12 protein-coding genes are annotated in these 11,331 nt (G+C 73.2%); 7 read left to right on the top strand and 5 right to left on the bottom strand.

From position 1 onward, the window contains the following. Nucleotides 1-691: 691 nt before the first annotated feature. Nucleotides 692-2,026: an aminotransferase class I/II-fold pyridoxal phosphate-dependent enzyme gene (locus MRBLMG1_RS34860; protein WP_367828163.1), complete on the bottom strand. Its 1,335-nt coding sequence runs from the start codon at nucleotides 2,024-2,026 to the stop codon at nucleotides 692-694. A gap of 163 nt (nucleotides 2,027-2,189) precedes the next feature. Here MRBLMG1_RS34860 and MRBLMG1_RS34855 point away from each other — a divergent pair, with 163 nt between their 5' ends. Further along, nucleotides 2,190-2,870 (top strand): pyridoxamine 5'-phosphate oxidase family protein, encoded by a 681-nt coding sequence (locus tag MRBLMG1_RS34855; RefSeq protein ID WP_367828164.1) that lies wholly within the window; start codon nucleotides 2,190-2,192, stop codon nucleotides 2,868-2,870. A gap of 16 nt (nucleotides 2,871-2,886) precedes the next feature. Then, nucleotides 2,887-3,531, top strand: a complete 645-nt coding sequence (locus MRBLMG1_RS34850; protein ID WP_367828162.1) for an FMN-binding negative transcriptional regulator — start codon at nucleotides 2,887-2,889, stop codon at nucleotides 3,529-3,531. Between the two features lie 283 nt (nucleotides 3,532-3,814). Here the strand turns inward: MRBLMG1_RS34850 and MRBLMG1_RS34845 are convergent, their stop codons facing one another. The 3 genes from MRBLMG1_RS34845 to MRBLMG1_RS37420 all read right to left on the bottom strand — a co-directional run bounded on the left by MRBLMG1_RS34845 (nucleotide 3,815) and on the right by MRBLMG1_RS37420 (nucleotide 6,984). Further along, entirely contained in the window at nucleotides 3,815-4,783 is a 969-nt protein-coding gene (locus tag MRBLMG1_RS34845; RefSeq protein WP_367828161.1) for a DMT family transporter, read from the bottom strand. Nucleotides 4,784-4,957: 174 nt separating this feature from the next. Then, the gene (locus MRBLMG1_RS34840) at nucleotides 4,958-6,091 is read right to left on the bottom strand and encodes an EamA family transporter (RefSeq protein WP_367828160.1); all 1,134 of its coding nucleotides are present in this window, start codon (nucleotides 6,089-6,091) and stop codon (nucleotides 4,958-4,960) included. Nucleotides 6,092-6,132: 41 nt separating this feature from the next. Beyond that, complete coding sequence (locus MRBLMG1_RS37420) at nucleotides 6,133-6,984, bottom strand: Clp protease N-terminal domain-containing protein (RefSeq protein WP_414721709.1); 852 nt, start codon at nucleotides 6,982-6,984, stop codon at nucleotides 6,133-6,135. A gap of 195 nt (nucleotides 6,985-7,179) precedes the next feature. On the opposite strand from MRBLMG1_RS37420, the gene MRBLMG1_RS34830 reads away from it, so the two are divergent. Beyond that, complete coding sequence (locus tag MRBLMG1_RS34830; RefSeq protein WP_367828159.1) at nucleotides 7,180-7,404, top strand: hypothetical protein; 225 nt, start codon at nucleotides 7,180-7,182, stop codon at nucleotides 7,402-7,404. Between the two features lie 68 nt (nucleotides 7,405-7,472). Then, a complete protein-coding gene (locus tag MRBLMG1_RS34825) occupies nucleotides 7,473-7,901 on the top strand; it encodes a type II toxin-antitoxin system Rv0910 family toxin (protein ID WP_367828158.1) in 429 nt (142 codons plus the stop codon). 81 nt (nucleotides 7,902-7,982) lie between these two features. Here the strand turns inward: MRBLMG1_RS34825 and MRBLMG1_RS34820 are convergent, their stop codons facing one another. Further along, nucleotides 7,983-8,603, bottom strand: coding sequence for a PadR family transcriptional regulator (locus MRBLMG1_RS34820; protein WP_367828157.1), 621 nt, complete (start codon nucleotides 8,601-8,603; stop codon nucleotides 7,983-7,985). A gap of 353 nt (nucleotides 8,604-8,956) precedes the next feature. On the opposite strand from MRBLMG1_RS34820, the gene MRBLMG1_RS34815 reads away from it, so the two are divergent. The 3 genes from MRBLMG1_RS34815 to MRBLMG1_RS34805 form a co-directional block, all read left to right on the top strand. Then, complete coding sequence (locus MRBLMG1_RS34815; RefSeq protein ID WP_367828156.1) at nucleotides 8,957-9,475, top strand: toxin-antitoxin system HicB family antitoxin; 519 nt, start codon at nucleotides 8,957-8,959, stop codon at nucleotides 9,473-9,475. A gap of 85 nt (nucleotides 9,476-9,560) precedes the next feature. Beyond that, a complete protein-coding gene (locus MRBLMG1_RS34810) occupies nucleotides 9,561-10,406 on the top strand; it encodes a DUF4097 family beta strand repeat-containing protein (RefSeq protein ID WP_367828155.1) in 846 nt (281 codons plus the stop codon). A gap of 159 nt (nucleotides 10,407-10,565) precedes the next feature. Then, on the top strand, nucleotides 10,566-11,331 hold a 766-nt coding region (locus MRBLMG1_RS34805; RefSeq protein WP_367828154.1), incomplete at its 3' end, for an ABC transporter ATP-binding protein.

Here is an 11,331-nt window from a genome sequence, read left to right as displayed (position 1 = left end):
ACAACCCCCGCGTGGGCCCGCGCTTACCCGCGCCCACCACCCTCCGCCCCCGTGCGCGCCGCGCCCGCCGCCCACTCCCGCGTAGTCGGCGCTGACCCGCGCCCGCCGCCCACCGACGCACGCTTGCCCACGCACTTGCCCGGGCCGCCACCACCCCGTGTGGGCCCGCGCTTGTCCCCGCCCGCCACCATCGACGCCCGCGCTTGCCTGCGCCCCGCCACCCACCGACCCCCCGCACGGGCCCGCGCCCGCTGCCCACCGCCCTGCGTGGGCCCGCGCTTACCGCACCCTCCGCCCGCCGCCGCGCGGGCTACGCCCGCCGGTCACCCCTGCCCACCCCCGTGTAGGCCGCGCCCGCCGCCCCCACCCACCCCCGTGTGGGCAATCGTCCCGCTGGGGCGGGACGGGTGGGCACACGGGACGGCGCCCTTGGCGGCGCCTCGCCCCCTTGTGCCTAGACCCGCACTCATACCGCGACGCGCACCCGGTACGGGTTCAGGCCCGGAAGCCTAGGCCCGGCAAAGGGCGCCGTCCGTTGTGCCCACCCGTCCCGCCCCTGGCGGACGATTGCCCACAACGAACGAGAACGCGGCAGAGAGGGCTCAGCCCACAACAAACACGGGCGCAACCCCAGCCCAGCCCCCGCACAACCACACCCCCGCACCCCTAACCCCACTCCCCCCCACCCCCCTCACCCATAACTCCTCCCCGGCCCCACCTTCACCACCCTCCCCACCACCTCCCCCAACGCCTCGACCTCCCCCACCGCAAGCCCGGACACCGTCACCCGCACCCCCGCCCCCGCGTTCATCCGGAACCGCGCTCCGGGAGCGACCGCCCACCCTTCGGCCATGAGGCCCGCGACGGCGGCCGTCTCGTCGGCGACGGGCACCCAGACGTTCATGCCGCTGCGGCCGTGCGCGACGACGCCGCGGCGGGCGAGGGCGCGGACGAGGCCGTCACGGCGCTTGCCGTAGGAGCGGGCGACGAGGGCGGGGTCGACGGCGCCGGTGACCCAGAGGTGGGCGACGGTGCGTTGGAGGAGCCGGCTGACCCAGCCGGGGCCGAGCTGTTGCCGCCCGAGCACCCGGTCGACGGTCTCGGCGTCGCCGGTGAAGGCGGCGATGCGGAGGTCGGGGCCGTAGGCCTTGGCGACCGAGCGGACGAGGACCCAGTGGTGGGTGACGCCGGCGAGGGGGTGGAGCGGCTGGGCGACGATGCCGTGTCCGTGGTCGTCCTCGACGAGGAGGACGTCGGGGTGGCCGGCGAGCACGCGGCGGAGGGCCCGCGCCCGGTCGGCGGTGACGCACGCGCCGGTGGGGTTCTGGGCCCGGTCGGTGACGATCACGGCGCGGGCGCCGTCCTGGCGGATCGCGCGCTCGACCTCTTCCGGCAGGGGCCCTTCGTCGTCGACGGCGATGGGCACGGGGCGCAGCCCGAGCGCGGGTACGAGGTCGAGGAGGCTGCCCCAGCCGGGGTCCTCGACGGCGACGGCGTCGCCGGGCCTGAGGTGGGCGGAGAGGACGCGTTCGACGGCGTCGAGGGAGCCCGAGGCGACGCCGATGGGTCCGTCCGGCACGCCGTCCGCGTCGAAGGCGGCGCGCGCGAGGCGCCCGAACTCCTCGTCGACGGGGGCCTCTCCGTACAGCCCCGGGTGTTCGGCATACCGGCGCGCGACCTCGGCGAACGCCTCGCCGAGCGGCGGCAGCAGGGTGGGGTCGGGGCTGCCGTTGCTCACGTCCCGTACCCCGGCGGGGGCGTCCACGCGGAGGGATCCGCGAGCGGTCGTGGCGGGCCGGGCGCGGACGCGGCTGCCGCGGCGACCGTCCGTCTCGATGACGCCGCGCTCGCGCAGGGTGCGGTAGGCGGCGGCGACGGTGTTCGCGTTGACGCCGAGCGTCAGAGCCAACTCCCGCATGGGCGGTAGCAGTTGACCGGTCTCCAGCGCGCCGGTCCCGACTCCTCGCTCGACGCTGGCGGCAATGTCCGATGCGCGGCGACCTTCGATCCGATACTCTCCTAGCACAAACATGATTATGCACTAGTGCAATGGAGTCCCGCAAATGACCGCCGCCGCCGACACGGCCGACGCCACCGACGCCACCGACGCCACCGACGCCACCGACGCCACCGACGCCACCGACGCCACCGACATGAACGTGCCCACCGACATGAACGTGCCCACAGACATGAACGCGCCCACAGACACCGCCGCCACGTACACGCCGACCGACCGGACCGTGCCCACCCGCTCCCGTCAGCGGGCCTCGTACGACAAGGCCCTGGTCCACTCGATACTCGACGAGGCGTACGTCTGCCACCTCGGCTTCGTGCGCGACGGAGCGCCGGTCGTCCTGCCGACGCTCTACGGCCGGGTCGGCGACCGGCTCTACGTCCACGGCTCCACGGGCTCGCGGCCGCTGCGCGCCGCGGGCGACGGCGTGGAGGCGCCCGGTCTGCCCGTCTGTCTCACGGTGACCCACGTCGACGGCCTGGTCCTGGCCCGTTCGGCGTTCCACCACTCGCTCAACTACCGCTCGGTCGTGGTCCTCGGCACCGCCCACCAGGTGACCGACCCGGAGGAGCTGCGCACCGCCCTGGACGCGCTGGTGGACCACGTCGTCCCGGGCCGCTCCGCGGACTCGCGCCCGGGGAACGCCAAGGAGCTCGCCGCGACCGCCGTGATCCGGCTCGACTTGGACGAGGTCTCGGCGAAGGTCCGCACCGGCGGCCCCAACGACGACCCCGAGGACCTCGACCTTCCCTATTGGGCCGGCGTGGTCCCCGTACGGGGTGGCTACGGTACGCCGGTCCCCGCCGACGACCTCGCCCCGGCCGTCGGCCTGCCCGACTACCTCACCGCCCTCTGAGGACGGACGGACCACGATGCTGATCCATCCCTGGGACGCCGCCCACGACGAGGGCGAGTGGCGCACCTGGCTCGCCCGCCACGACTTCGGCCAGCTCGCCGTCAACGGCCTGCCCGGCGAACCGCCGTGGGTGCAACCGCTGCACTTCCGGTACGACTCCGAGCCCGGCCGTCACGGTCGGGTGCTCGCCCATCTCGCCCGGCCCAACCCGCTGTGGCGCGCCCTCGACGCGAACCCGACGGTGCTCCTGAGCGTGGTCGACGACTACGTCTTCGTACCGGGCCCGTGGACGGCTCCCGAGGGCGCGCCGTCCGAGCACGGCACCCCGACCTCGTACTACGCGGCCGTCCAGCTGCGCTGCACCGCGCACGTGGTCGACGACCCGGCGGAGAAGGCCGACCTCCTCAACCGCCAGGTCGCCCACTTCCAGCCGGACGGAGGCACCGCCCCGGTCGCACCGGGCGAGGCCCCGTTCGGCCGCATGCTGTCCGGGATCCGGGTGCTGAACCTTGAGGTCACCGAGGTACGCGCCAAGTTCAAGTACGCGGGCAACAAACCGCAGGACGTCCAGGACCGCGTCGCGGCCCGGCTCGCCGAGCGCGCCGGCCGCGGCGACGGGCCCGCCCGCGACCACCAGCTCCGCCGCCGCACCACCGGCTGACGCCGACCGGACGGCCGCCACACGACCGGACCATCAGGGCATGGAGCCACGGGGCACGTGGCGGGGGCACGGAGAGACGAGGGCACGGAGCACGGGAGGCACCACCCTCCGGCCGAGCCTGGCGAGCAAGGTCAGAGGCACTCGTTGACGACCGCATGCCCGGCAGATCGTGGAGTCGACGTCGACCTCCCACGTGACCAGCCCGGCCGCGTCCGCCCGTGCCCGCAGCCGAGTCACCAGCCTCCGATCAGCCGAGTCAACAACGCTGCGGGCACCCATGCACCTAGACCGCCACGGCGGCCTCCCGCCTGCGTTCCTCCACCGCCGTCCGGGCCTCCGCGAACGCGAGGCCGGTGACGGCGGCCAGCAGCAGCAGCGTGCCGAGGACGATCGCGGCGGTGAGTTCCTCACCGAGCAGCGAGACGGCGATCAGGGCCGCGCTCACCGGTTCCAGGAGCATGATCACGGACACGGTGGCCGCCCGGACGACGGCCGCCCCGGCGAAGTACAGGGCGTACGCGAGCGCCGTCGGTACCGCCGCGACGTAGACCAGCAGGAGTACGACGTTCAGCGGCGCGTCCGTGTGCGGTACGAGTCCCTCCGCGAGCGCCATCGGCAGCAGCCCGGCGGCGCCGATCGCGAAGGCCCAGGTAGTGGTCGCCAGCGCGTCGCCGCCGCCGCCGTCGCGGCCGAGCCACCGGGTGAGCAGGGTGATCGCGGCGTAACCCGCAGCCGAGACGATCGCGAGGACAACGCCCAGCGGACGGACCTCGGCCGCGCCGCCCCCGAGGACGAGCACGGCGAGTCCGGCCAGCGCTCCGGCGACGGCGGCGACTCCGCCGCGGCCGAGGCGCTCCCCCATGGCGAGCCGGGCGCCGACCGCGATGAGGACGGGGCCCGCGCCGAGGGTGACGACCGTGCCGACCGCGAGGCCGGTGGCCTGGACTGCGGCGAAGTACGCGCTCTGGAAGACGGTGAGCCCGATGCCCGTGCCGAGGATCCGGGCCGTCCGCCGACCGCGCGACTCGTCTGCGGTACGCGCGGCGGCGCGGCGAGGCCGCAGCACGAGCGCGCCGAGCAGCAGGACGAGCCCGCCGACACAGCGCCAGAACGACAGGGCCAGCGGGCCCATGTCGCTGATCCGGAAGATCAGCGAGGCAGCGGCACCGGCCGTGCCCCAGGCGATTCCGGCGACGATCAGATAGAAGAGGCTCCGCCCGACGGACAGGGCGGATCCCGAGGAGTTCGACACGTGACTTCTCCGAGGAAGACAGGAGGGAAAGGTGGTCGCTGGGCTCCGCGCGCGCAGCGACGAACCGCTCGGGGGCGAGGAGTCGCCCGGCCGAGCCCGGTCTTCGTCGAGGAGTGGCTCCGCGCGCGCTAGGCGGCGGGAGGCGGAAGCACGGTCGCATGCATGGGCGTCACCCTACGAGGCGGTCCGCCCGGCCGACAACTCCGTACCCCGCCCGACCACGCCCTCATCGGAACCGACGCCGTCACCTGCCCCGACTCGGACGCCGTCACTTGCCCCGGCTCCGGCGCCGTCACCTGCCCCGACTCCGACGCCGACGCCGTCACCTGTCCCGTCTCCGACCCCGCCCCCGGCCTCCGCTGCTCCTGCGGCGGAACCCGCCACCGGCGCGGCGGGAGACGCCTTCGGCGTCGACGACTGTGCGATGAAGGCCCCGACGAGGACCACCGCGCCGCCGATGATCTGCGGCGCCTCCAGGTGCTCACCGAGCAGGACCCAGGCCAGGACGGTGGCGATGACGGCCTCCAGGCAGGCCACGACGCCCGCCACCTGCGGGGACAGCCGGCGCACCGAGATGACACCGGTGACGTACGCGAGGACGGTGGCGATCAGGACGATCCAGCCGAGCAGCAGCCACGCGGGCACGCTGCTGCCGTCCATGTCGGCGCTGCCGCCGAGCAGCGCCCAGTCCATGCCCCACGGGCGGGCCACGACCGTGAGGACGAGCGCGCCGATGAGCAGCCCGTACGCGATGACGCCGAGCGGATCGGCCTGTCCGGCCTCGTCGGAGCCCTGGTCGGAGAGGACGAAGTAGCCGACCTGGCAGCAGGCGGCGGCGAGCGCGAGGAGCAGACCGAGGAGGTCGAAGCTCAGCCCCGACCAGATCTGGACGACACACGCGAGACCGCCCGCGGCGAGGACCACGCCGACGGCGGCGGCGCGGGTGACCGGGCGGCGCTGGACGAACCGGACCCAGCCCAGGACGAGCGCGGGCGCGAGGTATTCGATGAGCAGCGCGACACCGACGGGTATCCGGGAGATCGAGGCGAAGTAGAAGGCCTGGACACCGGCGACGGCGAGCAGGCCGAAGCCCACGAGGAGGGCGGGTTTGCGGCGTAGCAGGTCCCGGTGGCGCCAGGCCACGGGCAGCATGACGAGCGCGGCGCCGGTGACCCGGAGCCACACCACATGGAGCGGGTCGAGTCCCGCCTCGATGAGCGGCTTGGCCGCCACTCCTGAACCACCGAATGCGAAGGCCGAGGCCAGGGCTAGTCCCAGGCCGGCGCTTCTCCCCTGAGACGCGTGCATCCGGCCATGATGACAGGACGCCGTCAGGTGCGTAACCCCCGTTACACCTGTTGAGACGCGCCCTCACCGCGCGTACCGAGACGGACGTCCGGACCGACGTCCGGACCGGCGTCCACACGGGCCTCCGCGCGGCCGTCGAGAGCGGCGTCCACGGCCGCACGGCGCCCGCCTTCCGATCCGGCATCGATGCACACATCCACGCCGGCGTCCGGCCCCGCATCGATGCGCACACCCACACCGCCGTCCCGCCCCGCATCGATGCGCACACCCGCACCGCCGCCCGGCCCCGCATCGATGATGAACGCATCGGTACCGGCACCCGGCCCCGCATCGATCCGCGCGTCGCCCCGGCGGTCGATGCCGGCGGCCAGCGCGGCGGGGTCGACACCCGCGCGGCGCAGCACCTCCGCGGCCCGGCACTCCGGATCGGCGGCGATGACGGCGAGCAGGTCGAGGCCGCGCGCGCGGTCGTCGCCGCGCGCGGCGGCCCGACGGAAGGCGCCTTCGAGGGCGACGGCGGCCGCGGGCGACCAGCCGGAGGCGCGGGCGCCCTGCGGTTCGGACCCGCGAACGGCGGGGAGCAGACGCCCGGCGCTCGAGTCCTCGATCGAGCGCTGCCAGCGGAGGCCGTACCCGATGGACCGCTGGGCGAGGTAGCCGAGCACGCGGGCGAGTCGGCGCGCGTCCTCGAACGCGGCACCGGCCTCGGGGTCGGATTCGACGAGCGCGTGCAGGAGGTGCGCGGTGTCGATCTGGCGGTCGCCGTCCCGGAGGGCTCTGCGGCGGGCGCCCGTCACGACCGCCGCGAGCGAGGGCGTCAGGAAGGACGTGAGCTCCGCGCGCAGGGCGACGGGCTGCCGGAAGGGCGGGGTGAGCGGGACGGGACTGTGCACCCTCCCACCTCATCAGGCGAGGGCGGCCGGGGCATCACCGGCGAGAAGCATGTCCGCATCCCACCGGAGTCGGGCACGGGTGCACGATTCCTCCTCCTTGCGGATGAGATTGCGCCAGCCACCCCCGAGGGCGCGCGCCGCCTTGCTTCGCGCCCCTGTTGCAACCACGGACCCGCTACAGCACGTCTTCCGGTCGTGTTCTGGATGGTGGCTCTGCTCGCGCTCGACGGGCGGCAGTACGTGTACCGGGTGTACGCACCCCGGGAAGCACTGCCGGCCGATCTGTTCTGGGCCGCGTTCCACTGCCACGAGGAGGACGGGGCGCCTCGGGCGTCCGACAGCTTCGACGCCTCGGAGATCTGGTGGATCGGCGACGGTGCGGGCCCGGCCACCGCAGAACTGACGGTTCATCAGTATTGAATGTTCACGGCCGCCCGGCTACGTTCCGCGACACCGGAACCCAGTTGGACGCGTGAAGGGGTGGTCTCATGGCCGAAGTCAGCGCGGAGGCACGGATCGAGGCGCCGGCGGGGAAGGTCTGGGCGCAGCTCACGGACTTCGCCTCGTACGGCGAGTGGAACGCCACCCACACCAGCTTCCCGAACGGCGGCCCCGCCCCTCTGGAGGCAGGCGCCACCTTCACCGAGAACATGAAGCTGATGGGCTTCCCCGCCGAGGTGCTCTGGACGGTCGAGGAACTGGAGTCCGAGCGGGCCTTCGCCATCAAGGGCAAGGGCCCGATGGGCGTCCTCGTCACCACCCGGTACTCGCTCGCGGCGGACGGGGACGCGACGACCGTGCGGATCGACGGCGAGTTCACCGGTGCGGCGGTGTCCCTGATGGCGGGCAAGCTGAAGGACTCGGCCACGGCGGCGCTGACCGAGTCCCTGCGCAAGCTGTCGGGCCTCGTCGCCTGACCGCACATACGGAAGGGCCCCGCGGCACATCGCCGCGGGGCCCTTCCCGTACGCACGCGTACGTCCTTTCACCCCCACCGGTCAGCCTTCGTCGGCCAGGATCAGATACAGCTTCTTGCGGGCCTCGTTGATCACGCCGACCGCTTTCTGGCGCTGCTCGGGGGTGCCGGTCTTCCAGACCTGCCCGAACGCCTCCATCAGACCGAAGCCGGCCTGCCGGATCTCGTTCACGGCCTCCCAGTCGACCCCGCGCCCGGCCTCCTCCCACGGAGCCTCCGGGCCTTCCTCGGCCTCGGCGCGCCCGGTGTCGGTGAGCGTGAACAGCTTCTTGCCGCCCTCGCTCGCGCTGGTGATCAGCCCCTCGTCCTCCAGCATCTGGAGGGTCGGGTAGACCGAACCCGGACTGGGCTTCCAGGCCCCGTCACTGCGCTCGCCGATCTCGCGGATCATCTCGTATCCGTGCATCGGCCGGTCCTTCAGCAGCGCCAGGATCGAGGCACGCACATCACCGCGCCGCGCCCTCCCCCGACCGCTGCCGCGCCCCCGCCCGCCGAAGCCGCCCCCGAAGGGGCCGCCGCCGAACCCGGGCCCGAAGGGGCCGAACGCGGCCCGCCGCCCTTCGAAGTCCCCACGGGGGCCGGGGCCGCAGCCTCCACGACCGGCTCCGTGTCCGTTTCCGTACTCGTGTCCATGTGAACGCATCGCGACGCTCCTTCCATCGGGATCCATCGTCGAACTGTCGCGATGCCTCAACGATATATCGGAACTGTTCGGCGAGCAAGGGTCGCGAGCGACAGCCGCGCACCCCTTCGCCGATCACCTCGCCCTGGTCGAGCGCGCGGAACACCGCCACCGAGTGGCGCCAAGTGGCACCACATGACGCCACCCGGCGCCATCTGACGCCATCTGACGCCATGGCGACCCTCGCGACACCACCGACACATGCCGCACCCGTGACGCATTCGCGCAGGTCAGAGGCTCGCTCCTCCCTTCCGCCACCCACGAGGCGCCATCAGCGCTTGCGCATGGCGCCATGATGGTGCCATGATGGCGTCATGGACCTCACCCCGTACGTCGACACCCTCCGCCGCGAACTCGCGGTGGCCGCCGAAGCCGGCGGAGAGGAAGCCCGCGAGCTGGCCGACAGGCTCACCGCTCCCCTGGAGTCGGCAGCCCGGCTGACCATGCTCAACGTGCTCTCCGCGGCGACGGACGAGATCACCCGTGAACTCGCCCCCGGATCCGTCGACGTACGACTGCGAGGCCTCGACCCCGACTTCGTGGTGACGCTGCCGCCCACCGGCACCGGCACCCCCGCCGAACCCACCGCTGCCGCCGAACCGCTCCCCGCCCCGGCTCCCGCCGAGGGCGACGAGGGCGGCACCGCCCGCGTGAACCTGCGCCTGCCGGCCCACCTCAAGACCCGCGCCGAGGAGGCCGCGGCCCGCGAGGGCCTGTCGGTCAACGCGTGGCTGGTGCGCGCCGTGTCGGCCGCGGTCGAAGGCGGCGCCCGGCCGCGTACGACGGAGAAGGCCAGGACCGTCGGACAGAACTTCACGGGATGGGTGCGCTAGCCCGCCCCTCCCAGCCCGCACCACTCCACCCACACCACGTCCCACCAGCGGGGACGAACCGAAGACCCAAGAGGACGGGACAGCCATGCCTTCTTTCGACACTCCCGAACCGATCTCGGCCACGGCGCGCGTGGATGCCGGCTCCATCCAGTTCACGGCGGGCGACCGCGTCGACACCGTCGTCGAGGTGCGGCCCCGCGACCCGAAGAAGGACCAGGACGTCAAGACGGCCGACCAGACCGAGGTCTCGTACGCGGGCGGCGCCCTGACCATCAGGACGCCCAAGCAGCGCTACCTCGTCGGGCGCACCGGCACCGTCGACGTGACGGTCGAGCTCCCCGCCGGTTCCAGCGTCGACCTCACCGGCGCCTGGGCCCAGGTGCTCGGCGAGGGCCGCCTCGGCGAGGTGCGGGTGAAGACCTCCGCCGGTGACGTCCGCCTCGACACCACCGGCCCGCTGCACCTGACGGCGTCCCACGGTTCGATCACCGTGGAGCGGGTCGAGGGCAAGGCCGAGATCACCACCAGCTCCGGCAGCCTGCGCGTCGGCCTCGTCGACGGTCCCGCCGTCCTGAAGAACTCGCACGGCACCACGACGGTCGGCACCGCGACCGGCGACCTGCGGGTGAGCGGCGCCAACGGCGACATCGACATCGCGCGTGCCGAGGCCTCGGTCGTCGCCACCACCGCGCACGGCACCCTGCGCGTCGGCGAGGTCGTCCGCGGCACCGTCCAGCTGGAGACCAACTACGGGGCCATCGAGGTCGGCATCCGCGAGGGCACCGCCGCCTGGCTCGAGGTCAACTCCGGCTCCGGCCAGGTACGCAACTCGCTCACCGCGTCCGAGAGCCCCGCGGAGACCGAGGACACCGTCGAGGTACGCGCCCGCACCCGGCACGGCAACATCGACATCCGCCGCGCCCGCGGCTGACCTCGCGCCGGCTCACCCGCGCCGCCGGTCACCCCCGGCGGCCACACCCGCCGCTTCCGTGAACGCCCTCACTCCGGCGACTCCACCTGAGCGACCTCACTCAGCGTTCTCGCCCAGTGACCTCACCCAGTGACCTCACCCTTCGAACGGGAGGGCTCCATGCCTTCGCCTGTCATGCCCACGCCCAGGCACACCGACGGTTCGTCCCCGTCGCCCATCGCCGTCTCCGCCATCGGACTGCGTAAGTCCTACGGCGACAAAGTCGTCCTCGACGGCATCGACCTCCGCATCCCGGCCGGATCGGTCTTCGCCCTGCTCGGTCCGAACGGCGCCGGCAAGACCACCGCCGTCAAGATCCTCTCCACCCTCGTCTCCGCCGACGGCGGCGAGGCCCGCATCGCCGGCCACGACCTCGCCACCGACCCCCAGAAGGTCCGCGCCGCGATCGGCGTCACCGGACAGTTCTCCGCCGTCGACGGCCTGATCACCGGCGAGGAGAACATGCTCCTCATGGCCGACCTCCACCACCTGCCCACCCCGGAAGGCCGCCGCATCGCCGCCGAACTCCTCGAACGCTTCGACCTCACCGAAGCCGCCGGAAAACCCGCCTCCACCTACTCCGGCGGCATGAAGCGCCGCCTCGACATCGCCATGACCCTCGTCGGCGACCCCCGCATCATCTTCCTCGACGAACCCACCACCGGCCTCGACCCCCGCTCCCGCCACAACATGTGGCAGATCATCCGCGAACTCGTCACCGGCGGAGTCACCGTCTTCCTCACCACCCAGTACCTCGAAGAAGCCGACCAACTCGCCGACCGCATCGCCGTCCTCAACAACGGCAAGATCGCCGCCGAAGGCACCGCCGAGCAGCTCAAGCGCCTCATCCCCGGCGGCCACGTACGCCTCCGCTTCTCCGACCCGG

The organism is Streptomyces sp. LMG1-1-1.1 (assembly GCF_040815545.1).
Taxonomy (GTDB): Bacteria; Actinomycetota; Actinomycetes; order Streptomycetales; family Streptomycetaceae; genus Streptomyces.
The sequence above is the reverse complement of the archived record's forward strand: the minus strand, read 5'-3'. Positions and strand labels throughout refer to the sequence as shown.